General features: G+C 72.4%; 24 protein-coding genes and 1 riboswitch. Of the genes, 11 read left to right on the forward strand and 13 right to left on the reverse strand.

Annotated elements, in window-relative coordinates:
* Window positions 1-44 precede the first annotated feature (44 nt).
* From ACQPZP_RS15610 to ACQPZP_RS15630, 5 genes are all read left to right on the forward strand, one after another.
* Window positions 45-668 (forward strand): sulfite oxidase-like oxidoreductase, encoded by a 624-nt coding sequence (locus ACQPZP_RS15610; RefSeq protein WP_433478331.1) that lies wholly within the window; start codon window positions 45-47, stop codon window positions 666-668.
* A 111-nt stretch (window positions 669-779) separates the two neighbouring features.
* Complete coding sequence (locus tag ACQPZP_RS15615) at window positions 780-2105, forward strand: sensor histidine kinase (RefSeq protein WP_433478332.1); 1326 nt, start codon at window positions 780-782, stop codon at window positions 2103-2105.
* Window positions 2106-2181: 76 nt separating this feature from the next.
* Window positions 2182-2979 carry a LytR/AlgR family response regulator transcription factor gene (locus tag ACQPZP_RS15620; RefSeq protein WP_433478333.1) on the forward strand — a complete coding sequence of 266 codons (798 nt, stop codon included), beginning with the start codon at window positions 2182-2184 and terminating at the stop codon, window positions 2977-2979.
* Complete coding sequence (locus ACQPZP_RS15625; RefSeq protein WP_433478334.1) at window positions 2969-3412, forward strand: hypothetical protein; 444 nt, start codon at window positions 2969-2971, stop codon at window positions 3410-3412. The genes ACQPZP_RS15620 and ACQPZP_RS15625 overlap by 11 nt, the downstream gene beginning before the upstream one ends.
* The gene (locus ACQPZP_RS15630) at window positions 3409-5115 is read left to right on the forward strand and encodes a sodium:solute symporter family transporter (RefSeq protein ID WP_433478335.1); all 1707 of its coding nucleotides are present in this window, start codon (window positions 3409-3411) and stop codon (window positions 5113-5115) included. The genes ACQPZP_RS15625 and ACQPZP_RS15630 overlap by 4 nt, the downstream gene beginning before the upstream one ends.
* Window positions 5116-5880: 765 nt before the next feature.
* On the opposite strand, the gene ACQPZP_RS15635 is transcribed toward ACQPZP_RS15630, so the two are convergent.
* The 6 genes from ACQPZP_RS15635 to thiO form a co-directional block, all read right to left on the reverse strand.
* Window positions 5881-6729, reverse strand: a complete 849-nt coding sequence (locus ACQPZP_RS15635) for a deoxyribonuclease IV (protein WP_433478336.1) — start codon at window positions 6727-6729, stop codon at window positions 5881-5883.
* 20 nt (window positions 6730-6749) lie between these two features.
* Complete coding sequence (pknB, locus tag ACQPZP_RS15640; protein WP_433478337.1) at window positions 6750-8672, reverse strand: Stk1 family PASTA domain-containing Ser/Thr kinase; 1923 nt, start codon at window positions 8670-8672, stop codon at window positions 6750-6752.
* A gap of 36 nt (window positions 8673-8708) precedes the next feature.
* On the reverse strand, window positions 8709-9677 hold the full coding sequence (locus tag ACQPZP_RS15645; protein ID WP_433478338.1) for a DMT family transporter: 969 nt from the start codon (window positions 9675-9677) through the stop codon (window positions 8709-8711).
* 146 nt (window positions 9678-9823) lie between these two features.
* A complete protein-coding gene (locus tag ACQPZP_RS15650; RefSeq protein ID WP_433478339.1) occupies window positions 9824-10594 on the reverse strand; it encodes a thiazole synthase in 771 nt (256 codons plus the stop codon).
* A gap of 1 nt (window position 10595) precedes the next feature.
* Window positions 10596-10796: a sulfur carrier protein ThiS gene (gene thiS, locus ACQPZP_RS15655; protein ID WP_433478340.1), complete on the reverse strand. Its 201-nt coding sequence runs from the start codon at window positions 10794-10796 to the stop codon at window positions 10596-10598.
* The gene (gene thiO / locus ACQPZP_RS15660) at window positions 10793-11920 is read right to left on the reverse strand and encodes a glycine oxidase ThiO (RefSeq protein WP_433478341.1); all 1128 of its coding nucleotides are present in this window, start codon (window positions 11918-11920) and stop codon (window positions 10793-10795) included. The genes thiS and thiO overlap by 4 nt, the downstream gene beginning before the upstream one ends.
* Window positions 11910-12023: riboswitch (TPP riboswitch) on the reverse strand. It overlaps the preceding gene by 11 nt.
* Before the next feature lie 95 nt (window positions 12024-12118).
* Here thiO and ACQPZP_RS15665 point away from each other — a divergent pair.
* From ACQPZP_RS15665 to ACQPZP_RS15680, 4 genes are all read left to right on the forward strand, one after another.
* Entirely contained in the window at window positions 12119-13336 is a 1218-nt protein-coding gene (locus tag ACQPZP_RS15665; RefSeq protein WP_433478342.1) for an NAD(P)/FAD-dependent oxidoreductase, read from the forward strand.
* 76 nt (window positions 13337-13412) lie between these two features.
* Complete coding sequence (locus ACQPZP_RS15670) at window positions 13413-13787, forward strand: Rv2175c family DNA-binding protein (RefSeq protein ID WP_433478343.1); 375 nt, start codon at window positions 13413-13415, stop codon at window positions 13785-13787.
* A 118-nt stretch (window positions 13788-13905) separates the two neighbouring features.
* Window positions 13906-14589 carry a thiamine phosphate synthase gene (gene thiE, locus ACQPZP_RS15675; RefSeq protein ID WP_433478344.1) on the forward strand — a complete coding sequence of 228 codons (684 nt, stop codon included), beginning with the start codon at window positions 13906-13908 and terminating at the stop codon, window positions 14587-14589.
* A gap of 64 nt (window positions 14590-14653) precedes the next feature.
* Window positions 14654-14815 carry a hypothetical protein gene (locus tag ACQPZP_RS15680; RefSeq protein WP_433478345.1) on the forward strand — a complete coding sequence of 54 codons (162 nt, stop codon included), beginning with the start codon at window positions 14654-14656 and terminating at the stop codon, window positions 14813-14815.
* Between the two features lie 7 nt (window positions 14816-14822).
* On the opposite strand, the gene ACQPZP_RS15685 is transcribed toward ACQPZP_RS15680, so the two are convergent.
* From ACQPZP_RS15685 to ACQPZP_RS15700, 4 genes are all read right to left on the reverse strand, one after another.
* On the reverse strand, window positions 14823-16010 hold the full coding sequence (locus ACQPZP_RS15685; protein ID WP_433478346.1) for a serine/threonine-protein kinase: 1188 nt from the start codon (window positions 16008-16010) through the stop codon (window positions 14823-14825).
* An 87-nt stretch (window positions 16011-16097) separates the two neighbouring features.
* Window positions 16098-18245: a beta-glucosidase family protein gene (locus tag ACQPZP_RS15690; RefSeq protein ID WP_433478347.1), complete on the reverse strand. Its 2148-nt coding sequence runs from the start codon at window positions 18243-18245 to the stop codon at window positions 16098-16100.
* Window positions 18245-18787: a carboxymuconolactone decarboxylase family protein gene (locus tag ACQPZP_RS15695; protein ID WP_433478348.1), complete on the reverse strand. Its 543-nt coding sequence runs from the start codon at window positions 18785-18787 to the stop codon at window positions 18245-18247. Before ACQPZP_RS15695 ends, ACQPZP_RS15690 begins: the two co-directional genes overlap by 1 nt.
* A gap of 77 nt (window positions 18788-18864) precedes the next feature.
* Window positions 18865-19917, reverse strand: coding sequence for a polyprenyl synthetase family protein (locus ACQPZP_RS15700; protein WP_433478349.1), 1053 nt, complete (start codon window positions 19915-19917; stop codon window positions 18865-18867).
* A gap of 148 nt (window positions 19918-20065) precedes the next feature.
* Between ACQPZP_RS15700 and metF the strand changes: the two genes are divergently transcribed.
* The gene (gene metF / locus ACQPZP_RS15705) at window positions 20066-21001 is read left to right on the forward strand and encodes a methylenetetrahydrofolate reductase [NAD(P)H] (protein ID WP_433478350.1); all 936 of its coding nucleotides are present in this window, start codon (window positions 20066-20068) and stop codon (window positions 20999-21001) included.
* Here the strand turns inward: metF and ACQPZP_RS15710 are convergent.
* The gene (locus tag ACQPZP_RS15710) at window positions 20938-21540 is read right to left on the reverse strand and encodes a GNAT family N-acetyltransferase (protein WP_433478351.1); all 603 of its coding nucleotides are present in this window, start codon (window positions 21538-21540) and stop codon (window positions 20938-20940) included. The genes metF and ACQPZP_RS15710 overlap by 64 nt on opposite strands.
* A 76-nt stretch (window positions 21541-21616) precedes the next feature.
* Window positions 21617-21967, reverse strand: a complete 351-nt coding sequence (locus ACQPZP_RS15715; protein ID WP_433478352.1) for an arsenate reductase family protein — start codon at window positions 21965-21967, stop codon at window positions 21617-21619.
* A gap of 348 nt (window positions 21968-22315) precedes the next feature.
* Here ACQPZP_RS15715 and ACQPZP_RS15720 point away from each other — a divergent pair, with 348 nt between their 5' ends.
* Complete coding sequence (locus ACQPZP_RS15720; protein WP_433478353.1) at window positions 22316-22723, forward strand: hypothetical protein; 408 nt, start codon at window positions 22316-22318, stop codon at window positions 22721-22723.
* Window positions 22724-22785: 62 nt separating this feature from the next.
* Here the strand turns inward: ACQPZP_RS15720 and ACQPZP_RS15725 are convergent, their stop codons facing one another.
* Entirely contained in the window at window positions 22786-23250 is a 465-nt protein-coding gene (locus tag ACQPZP_RS15725) for a YbaK/EbsC family protein (RefSeq protein ID WP_433478354.1), read from the reverse strand.
* Window positions 23251-23260 lie beyond the last annotated feature (10 nt).

Raw genomic sequence — 23260 nt, forward strand, 5'->3', positions numbered from 1 at the left:
CCGGATATGGCTCAGCTCACGCCGGATGGCAGGATGGCCGCGTCATGACCCACCCCGAACAGTCCCCACCGCAGCCGAGCGATCTGCCGCCCGGCCAGTACGTCCCCAGGGGGTGGCCGGTCCTCCACTACGGCCCGGTGCCGAAGTTCCGTCCCGAGGACTGGGACTTCCGGGTCTTCGGCGCCACCGAGTCGGGGGAGCGGCACCGCTGGACCTGGGACGAGTTCGACGCGCTGCCGAGGGCCAGGTCGGTCGCCGACTTCCACTGCGTCACCAAGTTCACGATCCCCGACAACGAGTGGGAGGGCGTCCCCGGCACGGCGATCGTGGAGCTGGCTCCGCCCGCGCCGGACGTCACGCATGTGATGGTCTGGGCCGAGTACGGGTACAGCTCAAATATCCGGATGAGCGACTTCCTCGCCGACGGGACGATGTTCGCCACCCACCGCGACGGCGAGCGCCTCACCCCCGACCACGGCTTCCCCGTCCGCATCGTCGTCCCGCACCTGTACGCGTGGAAGAGCGTGAAGTGGGTCCGGGGCGTCGAGTACCTGGTGAAGGACCGCCGCGGCTTCTGGGAGGAGCGCGGCTACCACAACGTCGCCGACCCGTGGCGGGAGCAGCGCTACTCCTACCAGGAGGACGAGGGCGAGTCGCCCCCGCTGTGATTGGTCCTGTGCGGCGGGCCGTCTTCCACGCCCGGCCGTAGCCCATCCGAGACCTTCGTAAATGGGCAACGACCAGACCTGCGCGGAGGACAGCCGTTACCGTACGTTTCCATGGTCCTACCGTCCGTCGCGGATGCGGTGGCATGTGCCGCCGCCGGTGCCGCCGCCGGGGTCTGGGCGTTGCGCCGGCGGATCCCCCTGCCGTGTCGCCGTGTACCGCCCGCCGCCGCCGAGGCGGCGGCGTTCACCGCCCTCCATCTGATCGCGTCCGCGTCGCCGCCGCTGCGCGCCGGGCTGACCGAGGGCTCGGCGCGCAAGGCGGCCCGGCCGCTGCGGTCGCTGCTCGGCGCCGAGGCGGTCGCGCTGGTCGCGGTGCGGCCCCCGGACGATCCGGACGGCCCCGTCGATTCCGGTGATCTCGGCGACGGTGCGGCGCGGGACGCGCCGCGGCTCATGGCCTGGGACGGCAGGGGCCGCGGCGCCCACGCGGACGACGCCGTCGGGCACGCGCTGCCCGTGCTGGCGTCCGGGCGGCCCCGGGTCGTCGCGCCGGACCTGCTCGCCTGCGGCCGCCCGCGCTGCCACGTCCAGGTCGCGGTCGTCGCCCCGCTCACCGTCGAGGGGCGCACCGAGGGCGCGCTGGCCGTGTACTGGCGGAGCCCGTCGGCCGCAAGGGTCCGGGCGGCCGGCGAGGCGGCCCGGCTCGTCGCCGGCCGGCTGGAGCTCGCCGGGCTCGACACCGCCCGGATCCGGCTCGCGGAGGCGGAGACCCGGGCCCTGCGGGCGCAGATCTCCCCGCACTTCGTCTACAACTCGCTGACCACGATCGCCTCGTTCGTCCGCACCGACCCCGAGCGGGCCCGCGGGCTGCTGCTGGACTTCGCCGACTTCGCCCGCTACTCGTTCCGCAACCCGCGCGACTTCACCACCCTCGCCGACGAGCTGCGCTCGATCGACCGGTACCTGCTGCTGGAACGGGCCAGGTTCGGCGAGCGGCTGCGGTGCAACGTCGAGATCGCGCCCGAGGTGCTGCCGGTCGCCGTCCCGTTCCTCGCCCTCCAGCCGCTCGTGGAGAACGCGATCCGGCACGGCATGGCGGGGGGACGCGAGCCGTTCCACATCTCGATCGTGGCCCGCGACTCGGGTGCTGAGGCCGCCATCAGCGTGGAGGACGACGGGGTCGGCATGGATCCCGAGCGGCTCCAGGAGATCCTTTCCGCCCCGCTCGGACGTCCCGGGCCCACCGGCTGGGGGAGCGTGGCGAGCCGGTCCCGGCGGGACGGCGGCGGCCCCGGGATCGGGCTCGCGAACGTCGACGAGCGCATGCGCCAGGTCTACGGGGACGACTACGGGCTCACCGTCGAGACGGCGCTCGGCGCCGGAACCAAGGTGAATCTGCGCGTCCCGAAGTACCGGCCGGGCGTGTTCCCGGACTGATCCGCGACCCGGCGACACGGTACTCACTTTTCGGAACCGATTGCGGACAGACGGTAATCGCGGCAAAGTCGCCCTCATGCTTCACGTCCTCGCCGTCGACGATGAGCGCCCCGCCCTGGAGGAGCTGATCTACCTGCTCCGCGAGGATCCGCGGATCGGGCGGGTCACCGGCGCGGGGGACGCGTCGTGCGCGCTGCGCGACCTGAGCCGGATGCTGGTCGAGGGCGAGCGCCTCGACGCCGTGTTCATGGACATCCGGATGCCGGGCCTCGACGGGCTCGACTTCACCCGGCTGCTCACCGGGTTCGCCGCGCCCCCGCACGTGGTGTTCGTGACCGCGCACGACGACTGCGCCGTCACCGCCTACGAGCTCGGCGCGCTGGACTACCTGCTGAAGCCCGTCCGGCCGGAGCGGCTCGCCGAGTCGGTCCGGCGGGTGGCGGCCGCCGTGCACCGTCCGCCTCCGCACGACGCGGAGGCCTCCCGCGATCCCGACGACGAGATGATCCCCGTCGAGCTCGGCGGGCGGACGCGGCTCGTCTCGCGCCGGACGGTCACGCACGTCGAGGCGCAGGGCGACTACGTCCGGCTGCACACCGCCGACGGCGGCTATCTGGTCCGCATGCCGCTGTCGGCGCTGACGAAGCGGTGGGAGGGGGCGGGCTTCATCCGGATCCACCGCAGCACCCTCGTCGCGTCCGCGCACATCACCGAGCTGCGCTTCGACGGCGGCCGGGCCGCCGTCCAGATCGGGGACGAGCTGCTGCAGGTCAGCCGCCGTCACACCCGCGAGGTGCGCGACCTCCTGGTCCGCAGGTTCCACCATCCGGACGGGGCGTGCGGCGACGCCGGGGAGGCCCGGGATGGCCGGTGAACGCCGGGGCGGGTCGGCCGTCCACGCGGAGGCGCCGCCCGAGGGCGACGCGACGACCGGGACGCGGGCCGCCGGCCCGGAGCCTTCCGGAACCGACCCGGCCGATTCCGATCCGCTCCATACCGTCCGGTCGCGTTCCGCCGCGTTCGATCCCGTTCCGCGGCCCGGCCCGGCCGAGACGCGTGCCCTGATCCGCGTCCAGTTGCGCATCGCCCTCGGTACCGGCGCGCTCGTGCTGACCGTGATGGCGGGGCTGCCGGCGCTGCTGGTCCTCGTCCCGGAGATCGCGCGGGCGCGGGTGCACGGGGTACCGCCGGCCTGGCTCGTCCTGGCGTTCGGCGTCCAGCCGGTCTGGATCGCGGCGTCGTTACGCCAGCTGAGGCGGGCCGAGCGGGCCGAGCGCGACTTCGCGGGGCGGGCGGGCCGCCGGTGACCGCGACGGCCGTGGCGGCGGCGCTCACCGCACTCCTGCTGATGACCGCCGTCCTCGGCCTCTACGGCCGGCGCTCCTCCCGCAGCACGTCCGACCTCCTGGTCGCCTCGCGCGGCGTCGCCCCGTGGTGGAACGCCTCGGCGATCGGCGGCGAGTACATCTCCGCCGCCGCGTTCCTCGGCGCCGCCGGGCTGGTGCTCGCCTACGGCGCGGACATGCTGTGGCTCCCGATCGCGGCGACCGCCGGATATGTCCTGCTCGTGGCGTTCGTAACGGCCCCACTGCGCCGGTCCGGCGCCTACACCGTCCCCGACTTCACCGAGTGGCGGCTCGGGTCCCCGGCCGTGCGGTGGATCGTCACCGGCTGCGTCTGCTTCATCGGCTGGTTCTATCTGCTGCCGCAGTTCCAGGGCGCCGGGGTGACGCTGCGCGTGCTCACCGGCGCCCCGGTCTGGGCGGGCTGGACCGTCGTGGTCGCGATCACCCTGTTCCTCGTCGTCTCCGGCGGCATGCGCAGCATCACCGCCGTCCAGGCCGTCCAGTTCTGGGTGAAGGTGGCCGCCGTGGCCGTGCCCGCCGTGGCGCTGCTGGGAATGTGGCACATGGACGGCAGGCCCGACCCGCTGGGCGACGGCCCGCCGCGGTTCGAGCACACCACGCGCGTGCACGTACGCACCGACATCGCCGTCACCGTCCCCGCGACCGCCACCGTCACCGTTCTAGGACATGTGGACGGCGTCCACCATGACGGTGACGCGATGACGCTCCCCACCGGGCGGCACGCCATCGGCAGGGAAACCGAGATGGTCTTCCCAGAAGGCGCCGCGGTGCCCCACACCGAACGCCTGCCGGTCCAAGACGGCGAATCCTGGACGACGCCGTTCGGCCGCGGCGAGGAGCACGGCCTCTTCCGCACCTATTCGGCGCTGCTGGGCGTCCTGCTGGGCACGATGGGGCTGCCCCACATCCTGATGCGCTTCTACACCAGCACATGCGGAAGCGCCGCACGCCGCACGGCCGCCCTGGTGCCGATGCTGCTCAGCCTGTTCTACGTCTTTCCCGCCCTGTACGGGACCCTCGGCCGCCTGTACGCGCCCGAACTGCTCATGACCGGCGACACCGACGCGACCATCCTGCTGCTGCCGCAGCGGATGCTCCCGGGCACCGCCGGAGCGCTGCTCACCGGGCTCATCACGGCCGGCGCCTTCGCCGCGTTCATCTCCACTTCCTGCGGCCTCGTCATGGCCATCGCCGGGACGATCTCGCAGTGCACCCGCCGCCGCGGCGTCACCGCGTTCCGCGCCGGCGCCGGCCTCGCCGTGGGCGTGCCCCTCGTCCTCCTGCCGAGAATCGGGCCGCAGAGCGCGGCGGGCCTGGTCACGATGGCGCTCTGCGTGTCGGCGTGCTCCCTGTCCCCGCTGCTCGTCCTCGGCATCTGGTGGCGCGGCCTGACCGCCGCCGGCGCCGGCGCCGGCCTCCTGCTCGGCGGCGGCCTCGCCGTCACGGCCGGCGTCCTGCGGCTCTTCCAGGGCACCGGGACGGGCTGGGGCGCGACCGTCCTCGCCGAGCCCGCAATGATCGTGGCTCCGGCCGCCCTCACCGTCATGGTCGCCGTGTCGCTGCTGACCCGCCGCCGCGTCCCGCGCCACACCGACCGCGCCCTGGCGAGACTGCACCTGCCCGAGGGCATGCCCGCACGATGACGGTCCCGCATCCGCGAACGGCCCCCGTGTGCGGGCGTCCGCCGCGACCGCTCGTCCCGCAGAACCGGCCGCTCACCGTGCGGCTACTCTACGCACAACTATGACTACACACCGTTTACCGAGGGTTGCATTTCCCTTGTGCCGATCGGCGGCCCCGGACCTCTAGTGTTCTCAGTGGCACCACACGCCACACCGCCACCGGAGGGGCGGGCGGCCACCCGGCCGCGAAACCTCCCACAACAGCAAATCCGGAGATCCGGCACACGCCAGTCGAACGCCGGATCGTGAGTCGCCGGATCCCGTACCGGGGGGGTGGGATCCGGTGGCCTGTGGCTCGGGCGTCGCTGAACAGTCGGGGGGTTGTCCAGCGGCGCCCGAGTCGTGCTGTGTTTATTGCTTTTTTCTCCTCCTTCGGGCGCTGGGCGCCCTCCATCGTCGATAAAAGCGGGCGATCGCTGGCATCGCTCCGACTCGCCTAGCGGCTCGCTGCGCGATCAGTTTCTTGCTTCGCTCGAAACTGCCTTCGGACGCGATCGCGATGATTGAGGTTGTTGCGGGGTTGCGGCGGTGGCTGGGGTCGGTGCAGTAGACGGTTGCCCGTGTTCCCGTGTGGCTCGCCTGGCGGCTCGCTGCGTTAAGGCAGTTCTCGCTTCGCTTGAACGCATCCTTCGGATGCGATCGCAGTGGCCCTGGTTATCGCGGGGTTGCGGTCGGCGCGAGATGGTTGCTCTTGCTCGCGTGTCGCTCGCCTGGCGGCTCGCTCGCTCAGGTCGTGCGTAGGCGTTTTAGGGTTTTTATGTCTTTGGCGTGGGGTTCGGGGGCTCGGCCTGGGGTTTCGATGATGAAGGGGATGCCCGTCGCCGCGGGGTGGTGGAAGAGGTCGGCGAACGGTTGTTCGCCTATCTGGCCGGCGCCGATGTTCTCGTGGCGGTCCTTGGCTGAGGCGCAGGCGTCCTTGGAGTCGTTGGCGTGGATCAGTTTCAGGCGGCCCTCGCCCACGGTGGCGACCAGGGCGTCGAGGGTGTCCTTGGCGCCTCCGGGGGCGGCCAGGTCGTGGCCGGCGGCGAAGGCGTGGCAGGTGTCGAAGCAGACGCCGAGCTTCGGGTGGTGTTCGAGCTTCTCGAAGAACGGGCCCAGGTCCTGGACCTTGGCGCAGAGCATGTTGTTCTGGCCCGCCATGGGTTCGAGGAGGAGGTCCGGGCCGTCGTCGGGGATCTCTTCGAGGAGGGGGAGGACATGCTCGTGGACCTGGGCCATGGCCTCGTCGTAGGTCTGGCTCACGGCGGAGCCGGTGTGGACGACGACGCCTCGGGCGCCGATGGCCCTGCCTCGGGTCAGCGAGTGGCGGACGGTCGCGATTGATTTCGCGAGCGTCTCGGGGGTGGGGGAACCGAAGTTGACCAGGTACGGGGCGTGCACGTAGACGGGGATGCCGTGGTCGCGGAGCTTCGCGTCCTCGGCGGGCCTGCCTTCGGGGAGGGCCCAGCCGCGCGGATTGGCGACGAACACCTGGATCGTCTCGGCGCCGATCTCGGCGGCGTACTTGAGGCCGCCGGTGGCGAGGCCCCCGGCCACGGGGACATGCGCCCCGACGGGGTTGTTCGGTGAGGTCATGGCGCGTTCAGACTAGCCGGTCACGGACCCCGGACGATGGTGATGGTGGAGCCGCGCGGGGCCTCGCCGCTGTTCGGGGACTGGAAGCGGACGGTGTTGCCGCCGAAGCCCGTCACGTTGACCCTGAAACCGGAGTCCTCCAGGGCCTCCCTGGCGTCGTTCACGCGGCGGCCGGTCAGGTCGGGGACGGGGACGTTCTGCTGGCCGTCGCCGTCGTCGCAGCCGAACTGGAAGGGGCCCGCATCGACGATGCAGTCGCGCTTGTTGACGACGATGGTGACGTCGTCGCCGCGGGAGACGCCGGTGCCCTCGGACGGGTCCTGGTCGATCACGGTGTTCGGGTCCTTGCCGTCCACCTGCTTCTTCTGGACGGTGACGTCCAGGCCCATGGAGCGCAGCTGGTTGGCGGCGGCGTCGCCGTCCTGGCCGATGAGGCCGGGCATGGACATGCCGCTGGAGACGACCACGTTGACGGGGTCGTCGGGGGACTGCTTCTCGCCGCCGCGCGGATCGGTGCTGACGACCTTGTCCTTGGCGACGGTCTGGGAGGGGCTGGTGCTCGTCCGGCCGACGGTGAAGCCCTTGTTCTCCAGCGTCTTCTTGGCGTCCGCCAGGCTCTTGCCCTCGACGTCGGGCACCTCGCGGGGCGTGATGCCCTTGGACGGCGTCAGCGTGACCGTCTCGCCCTTGGCGATACGGGCGCCGGGGGCAGGGTCGGACTTGGCGACGCCGCCCTTGTGGACGCGGCCGTCGTAGACCGCCTTGGCGGTGCGCACCTCCAGCCCGTCGGACTCCAGCTGGTCGCGGGCGTCGGCGACCTTCATCCCGATGATCGACGACGGGACGTGCTCGTACTGCCCGTACGTCTGGTAGTAGACGGCCCATCCGAGGATGACCGCCGCGATCGCGCCGATGGCGACCAGGACGTACCGGCCGGTCAGCACGCCGATCGCACGGTCGGTCCTGGTGGGCCGCGGAGCGTACTCGGGCGGCATCGTCTCCGCGTCCAGGACGGCGGTGCGCCCGTGGGCGGGCGGCGCCTCCAGCACGCTGGTGACGTTGCGGGTCGACTCCTCGACGCGCCGGTCGAAGTCGCGGGGCAGGCCGCCGAACACCTCGGCGACCTCGGCGTGGTACTGGTTCGCGTCCAGCGGGCGCCGCGCCGGGTCGTGGCTCGTCGCGTCGGTGACCAGGGCGTCCACCTCGGGGGGCAGGCCGGGGACGACGCTGGACGGCGGCGGGACGCTCTCGTTGACGTGCTTGTAGGCCACGGCGAGCGGCGTGTCGCCCTGGTGCGGGAGATGCCCGGTGATCAGCTCGAACAGCATGATCCCGGCGGCGTACACGTCCGCGCGGACGTCGGCGTTGCCGGACAGCACCTGCTCCGGCGCGAGGTAGCCGACCGTTCCGATGATCATGCCGGTCTTGGTCATCTTGCTCGCGGTCTCGGCCCGGGCGAGGCCGAAGTCGGCGACCTTGACCTGGCCGTCCTCGGTGATCAGCACGTTCTCCGGCTTGACGTCGCGGTGCACGAGACCGGCCCGGTGCGCGGCGCCGAGGGCGGCCAGCACCGGCAGCATGATGTCCAGCGCGGCGCGCGGCCCGAGCCGGCCGAGCGAGTTCAGCGCGTCGCGGAGCGTGCGGCCCGGGACGTACTCCATGACCAGGAAGGTGTGCTCGCCGTCGGTGCGCTGGTCGTAGACCGCGACGACGTTCGGGTGGGAGAGCGCGGCCGCGGCCTTGGCCTCCCCGATGAAGCGGGCGACGAAGTCCTCGTCGGAGGCGAGTCCGGCGTGCATCACCTTGATCGCGATGATGCGGTCGAGCCTGATGTCGCGCGCGACGTAGACCGTGGCCATGCCGCCGCGCGCGATGCGGGACTCAATGCGGTAGCGCCCGTCGAGCACCCGCCCGACGAGTGGATCAGCAACCGTCGTGTCCATCGGTGCGAGTTTACGGGCGAATCGGCGTGGATCTCATCAGTCGCGAGTATGAGCATCGATGAGCCCGGAGTGTGATTCCGGGGCGCCGGGTTCCGGAGTGACCGGCGGGACGCGGCGGCGGAGCGGCCGGGTGCTGCGGGACACGGCCACGCCGGCGAGGCAGAGCAGGCCGCCGGCCAGCGTGATCAGCCCGGGGACCTCGCCGAGGAACAGCCACGACATCGCGACCACGAGGGCGGGCGCGGCGTAGGTGGTGGCGCCCATCTTCCCGGCGGACGTGCGGGCCAGCGCGTAACCCCAGGTGGTGAAGGCGATCGCGGTCGGGAAGACGCCCAGGTAGATCATGTTGAGGGTGGCGCCGGCCGGGGCGTCCGCGGCCTGCGCGACGAGCTGCCCGGAGAACGGCAGGCAGGCGAGCGCGCCGATCGCGCAGGCGAACGTGGTGAACTGCAGTGCCGAGGCGTGCCGCAGCGCGGGCTTCTGGCTCACCACGCCGGCCGCGTAGGTGACGGCGGCGAGCAGGCAGAGCAGAACCCCGCCGACGGACGAGCGGCCCTCACCGGACATCGACAGTCCGACGACGGCGGCGCCGGTGAACGACACGGCCATGCCGGTCATCAGCCGGGGCGGCAGGCCCTCCTTCAGCAGCCAGCCGCCGAGGAGCGCGATGAGGATCGGCCCGATGTTGACGACGAGGGCGGCGGTGCCCGCGTCCACCAGTTGCTCGCCCCAGTTCAGCGCGACCATGTAGGCGCCGAACCACAGCAGGCCCGCCGTGACGATGCCGGGCCAGGCCGCCTTGGGCGGGAGGCCCTCCCGCCGGACGAGCCAGAGCGCGCCCAGCACGACCGTTCCGGAGAGGAGGCGGCCGAGGGCGAGGGCTCCGGGGCTGTACTCGGCGCCCGCGCTGCGGATCGCGACGAAGGCCGACGCCCAGAGAACCACCGTCACCGTGGCGGCCGCCACCGCGAGTTTGCCGACGCGCGCGCCGCTGTCCTGCTGCATGTCACGCACCTTAGGTATGGGTCGTTTCCATGAACACCGAAACGATCTGCCGGGTTGCGGCACGGCGTCCGGTGGACGGCCCCAAGTCTGGAGGCGCGGACATTTCAGGTCCAGCGAAAACTTCTACAACCGAACCTTTAGTGATGCTACGAGGTGGCGAGGCCCTCGAAGGGGGAGGACGCCTGCGCGTACCGGCGCTTCGGGATCCGCCCGGCCAGCCTGGCGAGCCGCCCGCCCTCGACCGCGTGCCGCATCGCGGCGGCCATCCGGGCGGGGGACTGCGCGCGGGTCACGGCGGTCGCGAGGAGCACGGCGTCGCAGCCGAGCTCCATGGCCAGGGCGGCGTCGGACGCGGTGCCGAGCCCCGCGTCCAGGATCACCGGGACGTTCGCGCGCTCGACGATCAGCTCGATGTTGTGCGGGTTGCGGATGCCGAGGCCCGACCCGATCGGGGAGCCGAGCGGCATCACGGCCGCGCAGCCGAGCTGCTCCAGGCGGTGCGCGAGGACGGGGTCGTCGTTGGTGTACGGCAGGACGGTGAAACCGTCGTCGACGAGCTGCTCGGCGGCCTCCACGAGCTCGATCGGGTCGGGCAGCAGCGTGCGCTCGTCCGCGATCACCTCCAGCTTGACCCAGGCCGTGCCGAGCGCCTCGCGGGCGAGCTTGGCCGTGAGGACGGCCTCGCCCGCGGTGAAGCAGCCCGCCGTGTTCGGCAGCACCCGGATGCCGCACTCGGCCAGCACGTCCAGCACCGACCCGCGCGCGGACGGGTCCACCCGCCGCATCGCGACCGTGGTCAGCTCGGTCCCGGACGCGGTGAGCGCCTCCCGCAGCACCGTCATGCTGGGCGCGCCCCCGGTCCCCATGATCAGCCGCGAGCCCAGCTCCTCTCCGGCGATGACCAGCTTGTCCTCCACGTCACCCTCCCTGTACGGCGGTCAAGACTTCGAGCCGGTCGGCGTCGCGCAGGGTCGTCGTGTCCCAGGCCGAGCGCCGGACGACCTCGTCGTTGAGCGCGGCGGCCACGCCGGTCCCCGCGCCGGTGACGGACGCGACGGCCTCGGCGACGCTCACGCCCTCGGGCAGCTCGCGCGGCTCACCGTTGACGATCACCTTCATGCGGTCACCCCGGCGGAGAAGCGGCCGGGGGTGAACGGCCCGGCGACCTCGGGTACGGGCCCGTCCAGCAGCATCGCGGACAGGATGTCCGCGCTCACCGGGGTGAGCAGGATGCCGTTGCGGAAGTGCCCGGTGCCGACGTACAGGCCGGGCATCGCGGTGGGGCCCATCACGGGCGCGTTGTCCGGGGAGCCCGGACGCAGCCCGGCCGTGACCTCGGCGAACTCCAGTTCGGTGATGCCGGGCAGCAGCTCCCGGGCGTCCCGCAGCAGTTCCCAGAGGCCGCCGGCGGTGACGCGCGTGTCGAAGCCCAGCTCCTCCTGCGTGGCGCCGACGACGACCTCGCCGTCGGCGCGCGGCACCAGGTAGACCGACGATCCCTTCACGAGCCCGCGGGTCGACCGCCGGATGAACGGCGTCCGGGTGCGGAGCCGGAGCACCTGCCCCTTCACCGGGCGGACGGGGGGCACGGTCCCCGGCGGCAGGCCCTCCAGGTCGCCCGACCACGGTCCGGCGGCCAGCAGCACCCGGTCCGCGTGGATCACCGTCCCGTCGTCCAGCCCCACCCCGGCCGCCGCGCCGCTCTCGGCGACGACGCGCGCGGCGCGCCGCCGGACGAGCCGGACGCCCAGCCGCTCGCACGCCGCCAGCAGCGCCGGGGTGAGCCGGCGCGGGTCGACCGAGCCGTCCTCGGGGGCGAGCAGGCCGCCGCGGACGCCGGGCGCGAGCATCGGCTCCAGCCGCCGGCACTCCCGGCCGGTCAGGGCCTCGACGGGAATGCCGAGGCTCTCCTGGAAGCGGCGCAGGTCGTCCAGGTACCGGAGGTCGTCGGAGTCGGACGCGACCTCGATGATCCCGTCGGTGCGGTAACCGGTCTCCAGGCCGGTCAGCTCCTCCAGTTCGGCGACGAACGCGCCGTACCGGTCGCGGGAGGCGAGGCCGAGCCGCAGCAGCGGCTCCTCGCCGTACGTCAGCTCGCCGACCGGGGTGAGCATGCCCGCCGCCACGGACGAGGCGCCGGACGCGGGCGCCGGATCGACGAGGGTGACGGCGGCGCCGCCCGCCGCGGCCCGCCAGGCGGTGGCCAGGCCGATGACCCCGGCGCCGATGATCACGATCTGCATGCGCGCTCCCTTCGCCGGCATGATCCGGATCAGGTCGTGGCGGTCGGCGGCCCGTTCAGCCGCCCTCTCAGCCCGGTCGCACCGGACTCCCGCGCTCTGTGCCGTTTTTACCCGGTTCCCACCTTACGACCTTGGCGAAGCGCGCCACTGCCTGGACAGGTGTCCATCAGAGAATCGCCGCCGGTTAGGGTTGCCTTCATGGAGAGGGTCATCGTCGTTGGCGGCGGGCTGGCCGGCGTGCGCGCCGCCGAGGCCCTGCGGAGCAAGGGGTACGAGGGCGCGCTGACCCTCGTGTCGGCGGAGCGGCACCGGCCCTACGACCGTCCGCCGCTGTCGAAGGCCGTCCTCGCGGGCGAGTCCGACGACACGACCGTCGACGCCGACTGGGACGCGCTGCGCTGCGAGCTGCTGCTCGGCGAGCGCGCCACCGGCCTGCGGCTGGACGGGCCCGGGCGCGGCGGCACGGTCGCGTCCACGGCGGGCGACCTTCCGTTCGACGGCCTGGTGATCGCGACCGGCGCGGCCCCGATCACGCTGCCGGGGGACGGGCGCCAGCACGTCCTGCGCACCATCGACGAGTCCCGCGACCTGCGGGCCCGGCTCGTGGAGGGCGCCCGGATCGTGATCGTCGGGGCGGGCTGGATCGGCGCAGAGGTCGCCACGACCGCGGCCGGGAAGGGCTGCCGCGTCACCGTCGTGGAGGCGGCCGACACCCCGCTCGCCAACGCGATCGGGTCCGAGGTGGGCGCGCTCACCGCGCCCTGGTACGCCGAGGCCGGGGTCGAGTTGCGGACCGGCGTCAAGGTGGCGGAGGTGCGCGACGGCGGCCTCGTCCTCGCCGGCGGGGCGACGATCGACGCGGACGAGGTGGTCGTCGGCGTCGGCGTCCGGCCCGTCCTGTCCTGGCTGGAGGGCTCCGGCCTGCTGCTGGAGCGCGGCGTGGTCACCGACGGCTCCTTCCGCGCCTACATGGGCGAGGAGGATCCCGGTTCGCTCCGCCCGGACGTCGTGGCGGTCGGGGACTGCGCCGCCTGGTGGTCGCGGCGCTACGGGCGGCGGCTCCTCGTCGAGCACTGGGACACCGCCCTCAACGCCCCCGAGGTCGCCGCCGCGGCCCTCCTCGGCCGGGACGCCGAGTACGACGCCGCCCCCTACTTCTGGTCCGAGCAGTTCGGCCGCATGGTCCAGTACGCGGGCAGTCACGCCGCGTCCGAGCGGCTCGTCCACCGGGGCGACCCGTCAGGCCGCAGGTGGGCCGTGGCGTGGCTCACCGGCGACCGCCTGGACGCGATCCTCACCGTCGACCGGCCCCGCGACCTGGTACAGGCGAGGCGGGTGATCGCCGCCGGGACGCCGGTGGATCCGGAGGCGATCGCCGACCCGGACGTGCCCGTCCGGCAGGCTGTTCGCGGATAGCGATCGCGGGTGGGGTAACGGTTGTCCAGGGGGTTTGAGGGTTCCGATGGCGTGGTAGCAAGGGGGCGTGACGCAGATGCACGCAACCGTTGACAGCGCACTGGACCCCCGCACCGACGCCCTCGCCGGCGAATGGCTCACCCTCAGGGAGACCGCCGAGCGGCTCGGGATCAAGCCCCACCGGATCAAGCAGCTCATCCACGAGCACCGGATCCTCGCGGTGCGCCGGGAGGGCGAACCCATGGTGCCCGCGGCCTTCATCAAGGACGGCCAGGTCATCAAGGGGCTGCCCGGCACGCTGACGCTCCTGTCGGACGCCGGATTCGACGACGTCGAGACGATCCGCTGGCTGTTCACGGCCGACGACACGCTGCCGGGAACGCCCGTGGACGCGCTCACCGAGAACCGGGGGACCGAGGTCCGCCGCCGCGCCCAGGCACTGGCTTTCTAGGGCGCCCCGCGCTTTCCAGGGCATGCGACGCATGTGACACGATCGCGGGGTCACGCGGGACGGCACCGGACCGCCGCGTGACCTCGTGACCGCTCTTGGGAAAGGACGTTCCTCCGCCGTGTCCAGGCACCTCCCCGGCGAGCGCGCGGTCGCCCTGCGCGCCCGGCTCAGCCGAGCCCGCCTCTACCTCTGCACGGACGCGCGTGAGCGGCAGGGGGACCTCCCCGACTTCCTGGACGCGGTCCTCGGAGCTGGCGTCGACCTCGTCCAGCTCCGCCAGAAGGGCCTGGAGGCGCGGCAGGAGATGGCCTACCTGGAGATCTTCCGGGCGGCCTGCGAGCGGCACGGGGCGCTGCTGGCGGTGAACGACCGCGCCGACGTGGCGCACGCCGTCCGCGCGGACGTGCTGCACCTCGGCCAGGACGATCTGCCGGTGCCCGCCGCCCGCGAGATCATCGGCGGCGACATGCTGATCGGCCGGTCGACGCACTCCGGCGAGCAGGCGTCGGCGGCGGCGGCCGAGCCGGGCAGCGACTACTTCTGCGCCGGCCCGGTCTGGCCGACGCCGACCAAGCCGGGGCGGCCCGCTCCGGGGCCGAAGCTGCTGGAGTACGTCGCGGCGCAGCGGGTCGCGCGGCCGTGGTTCGCGATCGGCGGCATCGACCTCGGCAACCTGGACGAGGTCCTGGCCGCGGGGGCGAACCGCGTCGTGGTGGTCCGGGCGATCACCGAGGCGGACGATCCGGGTGCCGCCGCGGCCGAGTTCGCGCGCCGGCTGGCCTCCCGGACACCGGCCTCCTGAACCTTGTCATGGTTTGACCTGGATCACGGTGCGGGTCCCGGATCGATCACCGACAATGGGGATCATGAACGCAGGACCCGACGACGACCGCTCGGTCGACCTCGACGACGACCTGGAGATCCTGCCGGACCAGACGTCCGACGACACCGACACCGGGTGGGGCGAGTGGCGCGGCGCCGGCGACGACGATTCCCGGCTGCTGGAGGACCGTCCGCCGCACTGGTGACCGACGGTCAGAACAGCATGCCGAGCGCGAACCCGGCGACGACGACGGCGCCGAGCGCGACCATCATCCGCCACCGGTAGCGGGGGATCCGGGTCGGGCGCGGCTTCGGCGCCGGACCCTGTCCCGCGCGCAGCGCCCGGACGAGCTGCGCCGCGGTCGGCCGGGCGGCGGGGTTCTTGTCCAGGCAGCGGGCCGCGAGGTCGCGCAGCGGGCCCTCCATGTCGCCGAGGTCCGGCCTGCGGGACGTCACCCGCCGCATGACCGCCGCGCTCGGCCCGCTGCCGAACGGCGGGTGCCCGGTCGCGGCGAACACCATCGTGGCGCCCCAGGCGAACACGTCGGCGGCCGGCCCGACCGGCTCCTCCTCGATCTGCTCGGGCGCCATGTAGGCGGGGGTGCCGACCGGGCCGGTGGTCAGCGGCGTGTCCAGCCCCAGGGCGTCGGCGGTGCGGGCGATGCCGAAGTCGATGACCTTGGCGCCGTCCGGGCCGAGCAGCACGTTGCCGGGCTTGAAGTCGCGGTGCACGATCCCGGCGCGGTGGATCGCGGCCAGCGCCGCCGCCGTGCGCGCCGCGACCTTGCGCAGCCGCGGCGCGGGCAGCGGGCCGCGGTCCTCGACGACGTGCTGGAGCGAGGGCCCCTCGACGAACTCGCTGACGATGTAGGGGCGGTCGCCGGTCATGTCCGCGTCCAGGACGCGCGCGGTGTGCCGCCCGGACACCCGCAGCGCCGCGTCCGCCTCCTTGACGAAGCGGCTGCGCGCCCGCTGCCCGGCCGCCACGCCGCCGCGGAGCAGCTTGACGGTGACGAGCCCGCCGTCGCCGTCCCGGCCGAGGTACACCACGCCCTGGCCGCCCTCGCCGAGCCGGCCGAGCAGTGTGTAGCCGCCGAGGCCGCGCGGGTCGTCGGGGCCGAGCGGCGTCTCGTGCCGCCGGTCGCGGCCGTGGCCGTGGCGGGACATGCCGCCCTGCCTTTCCGGACCGCCCGGGCGCTTCGCGGCGCCCTGGCGTTCCTGGCCGCCGCGGCCGTCCGGGCCGCCCGGCCGGTCGGCGCCGGAACGGGCCTGACCGGCATGTGCCTGGCCGTGGCGCGGCTTACCGGGCCGGCCCGCATGGGCCTGGCCGGGCCGCCCGGGGCGGGCGGCGGTACGCGCGGGACGGGGGTTCGTCCTCCCGCGGGAGGTGTCGTGCGGCACAGGGGGACTCCGACTCGGCGGGGACGGACGAAGATTTCCTCATTTGTACCGCGTAACCGGCGAGTAAGGCAGGGGAACCACGATCTTTCACCGTCGGCGGCATGCCCCGAGTGCCGCCGACCGGGAGATCTGCCGGGACGATGCGCCCACCATGACCTTGTAGCAGCCGTCGGCGACCTTCCACGCCTTCGCCGCCTGGTTCCAGTAGGAGAACGAGCGCGGAGTCAACGGGAACGTCACCTTCGCGCTCTGGCCCGGCCCGAGCGTGACCTTGGCATAGCCCTTGAGCTGTTTAGGCGGTTGCGGCACCTCCACGCCGGGCGACGGCATGCCGATGTAGAGCTGCGGGACGGCGATGCCGGTCCTCTGGCCGGTGTTGGTGACCGTCACCTGCACGGCCTTGGAGGTCGCCACGAGACCGCTGTAGGCGAACGTCGTGTACGACAGGCCGTGCCCGAACGGGAACCTCGGCGCGATGCCGTTCGCGTCGTAGTGCCGGTAGCCGATCATGACGCCCTCGGAGAACGTGGTGTTCTTGTTGAGGCCGGGGTACTGGGCCGGGTTCCCGGACGTCGGCGCGTCGTTCTCGTTGACGGGGAACGTCACAGGGAGCCGTCCGCCTGGGTCCACGTCCCCGTACAGGACGCGCGCCAGGGCGGTCCCGGCCTCCTGACCCGGGTACCAGGCTTCGACGATGCCCTTCACCTGCCCGGCCCAGGGCGTCAGCACGGGCCCGCCCGTGTTCAGTACCACGATCGTGTTCGGGTTGGCCTTGGCGACCTCGGAGATCAGTCCGTCTTGGTCGCCTCTCAGCGGCTCGCCGCATTCCAGCGTCAGGCACGCCTTGTCGAAGAATTCGCCCTGGCTGTCGGTGGCGAACACGATGGCGACATCCGCCCCACGCGCGGCGTCGGCGGCGTCCCTGTGGTCGTCACCGTTGTTGTAGGTCACCTTGGTCCCGGACCCCGCGCGGCTGGTGATGCCGTCCTGCGCGCTCACGGTCGTGAAGGGAACGACCTTCGCCGAGCCGAAACCACTCGGGCTCTGCTGAGCGGCCCGCCCGATCAGTGCGATCGACGCCGGGCCCTTCAGCGGAAGGACGCCGTCGTTCTTCAGCAGCGTGATCCCGCCCTCCTCGACCTGCCGGGCGGCGCTCTGGCCCGCCGCACGGTCGATGCGGGTCAGGTCGTTGGGGTACGCCTGCCGGTCGAACACCCCGAACCTGAACATCGTCCGCAGGATGTTGCGGACGTGCGCGTCGATGGTGGCCTGCGTGACCTTCTTCTGGGCGACGGCGAGCTTCAGCAGGAACGCGTTGTACTTCATGCCGATCGGCAGTTCCATGTCGAGGCCGCCGTTGGCGGCGCCGGCGGTGTCCTGCGCGGCGGTGTGGTCGGACGGGACGAACCCCGTGAAGCCCCATTCCGACCGCAGGATCTTGCCGAGGGCGGCGTCGTCCTGGCAGGCCCACCGGCCGTTCAGCCGGCCGAACCCGCACATCACGGTCGCCGCTCCGGCGTCCTTCACCGCGGCCTCGAACGGCGGCAGGTAGATCTCCCGAAGCGTCCGCTGGTCGACGTTCATGCCGAGCGACAGCCGGTCGGTCTCCTGCGTGTACACGGCCATGTGCTTGACCGACGTCATCACGCCCTGCGCCTGCGCGCCCTTGATCCAGGGCACTCCGAGCGTCGCCGACAGGTAGGGGTCCTCGCCGAAGCCCTCGAACGTCCGGCCGTTGCGGGGCGTCCGCAGAACGTCGACGGTGGGCCCGAAGACGAGGTCGTTGGCGCGGTGCCGCGCCTCCCACGCGACGGTCCCGCCGTACAGCCGCGCGGCGTTCGGGTCGAAACCCGCCGCCAGCGCGATAGGCGCGGGCAGCGCGGTCGCCTTGCCCTGCCGGACGCCCGCCGGGCCGTCGGCCATGTAGAGCGGCGGGATGCCGAGGCGCTCGATCCCGCTGTTCGTGTCGGCGTGGGCGTCCTCGGAGAACCCGCCCAACGGGCCGCCGAACGGGTCGTCGGACGCCAGCATCGCGATCTTCTCGTCGGCGGTCATCCTCGGCAGCAGCAGCGCCGTCCGCCGATCGGGGGTCAGCCCCTTGTCGCACCATGGCCGCCGTGCCGGGTCGCCGCAGCGACCGGTCGCCGCGCGGGCCTCGGCGGGCGTCGGCACCGCCGTGAGCGCCAGGACGGACGCGAGCGCGCCCGCCGCCGGCAGCCACCGGCCCACGCGCATCAACCGCCCTCCTCGTTCTGGACCCGGAGGGCGTTCAGCGCGAAGGCGACCATGTGATAGTGGCCGATCAGCATGACCAGCTCGATCAGCTCGCGCTCCCTGAACCGGGTGGACAGCTCCGTCCAGGTCGCGTCGCCGATCGTGCCGTTCGCGTGCAACTCGTCGGCGGCGGTCAGCACCATGCGGTCGTCCTCGCTCCAGCCGTGCCCGTCCGGAGCCAGGCGGATCGCGGCGATCTCCGCTTCGGTGAGGCCCACGCCCAGCGCGACCACGCGATGGTGGTCCCACTCGTACGCGCAGGACCGGTGGTGCGCCGTCCGCAGGATGGCCAGCTCGCGGTCCCGGGCGCTCAGCGTGCCCTTCATCAGCAGCATCGAGCCGAACCCGATCCAGGAGTGGAACAGCTCCGGGTGGCGGGCGAGCGTGGTGACGACGTTCAGCGGGCCGATCGTCTCGGTGACGGCCTTGAGCACGTCGTCCCACTCCTCCTCGGGGAGCGGATCGAAACGGGGGACGCGGTTCCCTGGGGTGTCGGCGCACATGGCGACATTTCTGCCACCGATCAGTGGGAAAGTTCTAGCCCGCCACGGAAAGTTGGCCGGATCGTGTCATGGTGGACTCAGGTGCTGCGGGTGGTGGCGGCCACCGCGAGCTCGCCGAGGGCCCGGCGGGCCTCGGCGGTGATCGGCGCCGCCTCCAGGGCCTTCTCGGCCTCGCGCTGGTACCGCTCGATCATGGCCTCGCAGGCGGTGAGGCCGCCGGTCTCCTCGATGATCGCGCGCAGCTCGTCCACGCCCGGCCGGTCGAGGTCCGGGTCGCCGAGGCGCCGCTCCAGCGCCGCCGCCTGTGCCGCGGACGCGCGCTCCAGCGTCAGCGCGACCAGGACGGTCCGCTTGCCCTCGCGCAGGTCGTCGCCCGCGGGCTTGCCGGTCGCGGCGGGGTCGCCGAACACGCCGAGCACGTCGTCGCGGAGCTGGAAGGCGATGCCGAGCGGCAGGCCGTACCCGGTGAGCGCGGCCGTCACGTCCGGGCGGGCGCCGGCCAGCGCCGCGCCGAGGTGCAGCGGGCGCTCGATCGTGTACTTGGCGCTCTTGTACTCCACCACCCGCAGGGCCGTCGCGACGTTGGCCTCGCGGCGGGTGCCCTCCAGCATGTCGAGGTACTGGCCGCACATGACCTCGGTGCGCATCAGGTCGTAGACCTCGCGGCCGCGCCGCCCGCCGTCCCCGCCGAGCGCGCACGCCTCGAACATCTCGCTGGACCAGGCCAGGCACAGGTCGCCGAGCAGGATCGCGGCGCCGCCGCCGAACGCCTCCGCGCCGCCCGGCCAGCCCTGCGCGCGGTGCAGCGCCTCGAACCGGCGGTGCGCGGACGGCTGGCCGCGGCGGGTGTCGCTGGAGTCCATGACGTCGTCGTGGATCAGCGCGCTGGCCTGGAGCAGTTCCAGCGACGCGGCGGCGGTCACGATGCCGGGGCCGTCCCCTCCGCCCGCGGCGCGCCACCCCCAGTAGCAGAACGCGGGACGCAGCCGCTTCCCGCCGCCCAGCAGGGCGTCCAGGGCGGACAGCAGGGGCGCGAGGTCGGCGCTGATGTTCAGCAGGGCCGGGCGCTGCCGGTCGACGAAGCCCAGGAGGGCCTCGTCGACCTCCTTACGGATGCGGCTGGTCGACATGCCGCGATCGTATCCACCTGGGCTGTTTCCACCTCACCCCGAAAACGTGAGAAGTCAGTGAAGCTTCAGAAATAGGGGCATAACGCCCGTGCGGTGTGGTGAGCATCACGCGGATCGGCGGCCGCGCGCCCTTCTGTAGGCTTGGGGAATGCGACGCCTGCGCCCCGACCGGCCCCCCGCCGTCCGAGAGCTGCTCGCCTCCGGCGCGCGCTCGTTCTCGTTCGAGTTCTTCCCGCCCAAGACCGACAAGGGCGCGCGGAACCTCTGGCGCACGATCCGCGAACTGGAGTCGCTGCACCCGACGTTCGTGTCGGTGACCTACGGCGCGGGCGGCGGCACCCGCGACACGACCGTCGACATCGTCGAGCGGATCGCCACCGACACCACCCTCACCCCCGTCGCGCACTTCACCGCGGTGAACCACTCCCAGGCCGAACTGCGCAACCTCATCGGCCGGTTCGCCGCGGCCGGCGTCCGCAACGTCCTCGCGCTGCGCGGCGACCCGCCCGGCGACCCGATGGGGGAGTGGGTCAAGCACCCCGACGGCGTGGAGTACGCCGCCGAACTCGTCCGGCTGATCCGCTCCTACGGCGACTTCAGCGTCGGCGTCGCCGCGTTCCCCTACAAGCACCCCCGCTCGCCCGACGTCGAGAGCGACACCCGCTACTTCATCGAGAAGTGCCGGGCCGGCGCCGACTACGCGATCACCCAGATGTTCTTTCGCGCCGAGGACTACTTCCGCCTGCGCGACCGCGTCGACGCCGCCGGCTGCGACGTGCCGATCCTGCCGGGCATCATGCCGGTGACCCAGATCAGCACCATCGAGCGGTCCGAGCAGCTGTCGGGCGCGCCGTTCCCGCCCGAGGTCAAGGCCCGGTTCGACGCCGTCGCGGACGACCCCGAGGCGGTCCGCAGGCTCGGCATCGAGCACGCCGCCGAGCTGTGCGCCGAGCTGCTCGAGCAGGACGCGCCGGGAATCCACTTCATCACGTTCAACAAGTCCACGGCGACGCGCGAGGTCTACTCGCTGCTGGACGGCGCCGGATACGGCGCCAGGGGCAGCGTCCCGCCCATGACCGCGTAGCGGGGCCCGCCGCCCGGGAACTCGAAATCGGTCAGCAGGTCGACCATGCCGACCGAGCGGTAGAGGGTGCGCGCCGGAGTGTCCGGTCTCCTGTCGAGCGTCGACAGCACGACCGTCCGCTCCGGCCGCCCCTCGCAGAGCGCGTTGAGCAGCCCCCGGCCGAGGCCCTTGCCCTGCGCCTGCGGATGGACGTGCAGTTCGGCGACCTCGAACGCGTCCTCCAGCCACGCCTCGGCGTGCTCGGGACCCTCCAGATCGGACAGCGCCTGGTGGACGACGTCGTGCCACCACTGGCCGCGCGTCCCATGGAACCCGTACGCGAAACCCTGGACGGGGCCGGGCATGACGGGCAGCGCGCCGCGCCGATCGACGACGAACGCGCGGAACCCCGGATACGAGGCGTGCCGTTCCATGATGGTGTGCCGGCCCGGGAGCTGCTCGTTCGGCGGCACCATCGCGGCCGCGTACACGTCCAGCATGGGGCCGAGCCTGCGTAGGAAGGCGCGTTCGTCGATCTCGCGGAGCTTCGGGTCCCTCACCCGACAGAGACTAGACCCGCGGGCTGGTCCGCCGGGTGACGGAAGAGCGAGAGACCGATGTCACCGGCCGCCGATCTCACCGGTCGCCGAGGGCCTTGCGCACCGATGCGTCGTCACGGGCAACGACGGCGTCGTCACCGGTCAGCACGATAGGGCGCTGGATCAGCACCGGGTTCGCCACCATGATCTCGATCCACCGGGCCCGGTCGTGGTCGAGGTCCTTGAGCCCGAGTTCCCTGGCGACCGGCTCGTTCAGCCTCGCCACCTCCCACGGCTCGGCGCCGATCCGGGTGAGAACCGCGTCCAGTTCGTCCGCCGTGGGCGGCTCGTCCAGGTAGCGGCGCTCGGTGTACTCGACGCCCGCCTCGTCCAGCGCGGCCTTCGCGGCACGGCTCTTCGAACAACGCGGGTTGTGCCAGATCTCCATGAGGGGAGGCTAATGGATGCGAAGCCGCAGGTCAGCGGACAGGCCCGTCGATCTCCGCATGGAAGCCACCGGAACCCCCGTGGTGGTCATCCGCCGCGTCGCCACGACGGCCGCCCGCTGGAATATATCCAGCTCTACTTCCCTTACGAGAATTGGTGACCTTGGTCACCAAATTCGTCTCAGAATGTGGGGCCGACGCCCTCTGCCTGGAGAATCTGTCGGCCTCGGCCGTGAACAAGTGGTTGCCGCCTCATGCGGCTTCGGACAGTCTTGTCTCGCCGGTTGTCAAAGACCGCGCCGGTCCGTGTCAACACGGAGCCGCCAACCAAGCTGCTCTAGGAGCTCAGCATGTCCGCAACCCACAACCCTCAGACTTCAGCAGTGGACCACCTGCGGGCCAAGACGGGGCTTGCTGACTCCAAGGTCAGCGTTCTCGCCGGAATGAACCTGGCGGGCCTCGGCTTCGTGCTCGACAAGGTCACCTCCGGACCGCTGGCGGGCCGGATCCTGTTGAGCGCCACCGGCCTTGCCCTGGCTGTGGCGGCAGTCTGCCTGTTCGTGGTCCTCTACCCCCGGAGCGGAAGCTTCGAATTCGGGACGGCCGTGGCCACGGATGGGTCCAACACCTCTACTGAGGAAGACGAGATGAAGGAAATCGTCTGCCTCAAGTTCCGCTACCTGCAGTACGCGATCAAAGCCATGATTCTCGCGGTCCTGCCCACACTCGCCGCAATCTTCGTGGGCGCTGCTTCCTGACCGCAGCGCACTCGACCCCGACTTACGGTCTCCGCATTCACCAATGCGGAGACCGTTCTCCATTACTCCACTTCCGCGGGGGTTCCCCCGGTGATTCTCAGCAGTTCGGTGTATGACGAAGGGAAGACGGTGTGCGGGTGACCGCCCGCCGCCCACACCTGGTCGTGCCGGTCCAGCCAGACGTCCACGAGGGTGCGGATCGGCGCCGGGTGGCCGAGCGGCGCGACGCCTCCGATCGGCTGGCCGGTCGCCTCGCGGACGAACTCCGGCGTCGCCCGCCGCACCTTCGCCGCACCCACCAGAGCCGCGACCTTCGCCGTGTCGACGCGGTGCGCACCGCTGGTCAGCACGAGCAGCGGCGCCCCGTCGGCGTCGAACAGCAGGCTGTTGGCGATCGCGCCGACCTCGCAGCCCAGCTGGTCGGCCGCGGCCTGCGCCGTCCGCGCGGAGTCGGGAAGCTCTACGATGACTCCGGTCGCGCCCTGATCGAGCAGGGCCTTCGCGACGATTTCGGCATTCGGATGCATGGGTAGCACT

Origin of the sequence: Spirillospora sp. CA-142024, assembly GCF_050942325.1 — a bacterium.
In the GTDB taxonomy this organism is placed as follows: domain Bacteria; phylum Actinomycetota; class Actinomycetes; order Streptosporangiales; family Streptosporangiaceae; genus Spirillospora.

What these genes read in the sequence shown, in the direction of transcription:
- thiS (WP_433478340.1), bottom strand. Translation starts at nt 10,796, where the DNA reads ATGAAGGTGATCGTCAACGGTGAGCCGCGCGAGCTGCCCGAGGGCGTG.
- ACQPZP_RS15610 (WP_433478331.1), top strand. Translation starts at nt 45, where the DNA reads ATGACCCACCCCGAACAGTCCCCACCGCAGCCGAGCGATCTGCCGCCC.
- ACQPZP_RS15620 (WP_433478333.1), top strand. Translation starts at nt 2,182, where the DNA reads ATGCTTCACGTCCTCGCCGTCGACGATGAGCGCCCCGCCCTGGAGGAG.
- metF (WP_433478350.1), top strand. Translation starts at nt 20,066, where the DNA reads ATGCGACGCCTGCGCCCCGACCGGCCCCCCGCCGTCCGAGAGCTGCTC.
- pknB (WP_433478337.1), bottom strand. Translation starts at nt 8,672, where the DNA reads ATGGACACGACGGTTGCTGATCCACTCGTCGGGCGGGTGCTCGACGGG.
- ACQPZP_RS15665 (WP_433478342.1), top strand. Translation starts at nt 12,119, where the DNA reads ATGGAGAGGGTCATCGTCGTTGGCGGCGGGCTGGCCGGCGTGCGCGCC.
- thiO (WP_433478341.1), bottom strand. Translation starts at nt 11,920, where the DNA reads ATGCAGATCGTGATCATCGGCGCCGGGGTCATCGGCCTGGCCACCGCC.
- ACQPZP_RS15645 (WP_433478338.1), bottom strand. Translation starts at nt 9,677, where the DNA reads ATGCAGCAGGACAGCGGCGCGCGCGTCGGCAAACTCGCGGTGGCGGCC.
- ACQPZP_RS15720 (WP_433478353.1), top strand. Translation starts at nt 22,316, where the DNA reads ATGTCCGCAACCCACAACCCTCAGACTTCAGCAGTGGACCACCTGCGG.
- ACQPZP_RS15615 (WP_433478332.1), top strand. Translation starts at nt 780, where the DNA reads ATGGTCCTACCGTCCGTCGCGGATGCGGTGGCATGTGCCGCCGCCGGT.
- ACQPZP_RS15715 (WP_433478352.1), bottom strand. Translation starts at nt 21,967, where the DNA reads ATGGAGATCTGGCACAACCCGCGTTGTTCGAAGAGCCGTGCCGCGAAG.
- ACQPZP_RS15670 (WP_433478343.1), top strand. Translation starts at nt 13,413, where the DNA reads ATGCACGCAACCGTTGACAGCGCACTGGACCCCCGCACCGACGCCCTC.
- ACQPZP_RS15635 (WP_433478336.1), bottom strand. Translation starts at nt 6,729, where the DNA reads ATGACCTCACCGAACAACCCCGTCGGGGCGCATGTCCCCGTGGCCGGG.
- ACQPZP_RS15700 (WP_433478349.1), bottom strand. Translation starts at nt 19,917, where the DNA reads ATGTCGACCAGCCGCATCCGTAAGGAGGTCGACGAGGCCCTCCTGGGC.
- ACQPZP_RS15725 (WP_433478354.1), bottom strand. Translation starts at nt 23,250, where the DNA reads ATGCATCCGAATGCCGAAATCGTCGCGAAGGCCCTGCTCGATCAGGGC.
- ACQPZP_RS15680 (WP_433478345.1), top strand. Translation starts at nt 14,654, where the DNA reads ATGAACGCAGGACCCGACGACGACCGCTCGGTCGACCTCGACGACGAC.
- ACQPZP_RS15625 (WP_433478334.1), top strand. Translation starts at nt 2,969, where the DNA reads ATGGCCGGTGAACGCCGGGGCGGGTCGGCCGTCCACGCGGAGGCGCCG.
- ACQPZP_RS15695 (WP_433478348.1), bottom strand. Translation starts at nt 18,787, where the DNA reads ATGTGCGCCGACACCCCAGGGAACCGCGTCCCCCGTTTCGATCCGCTC.
- ACQPZP_RS15690 (WP_433478347.1), bottom strand. Translation starts at nt 18,245, where the DNA reads ATGCGCGTGGGCCGGTGGCTGCCGGCGGCGGGCGCGCTCGCGTCCGTC.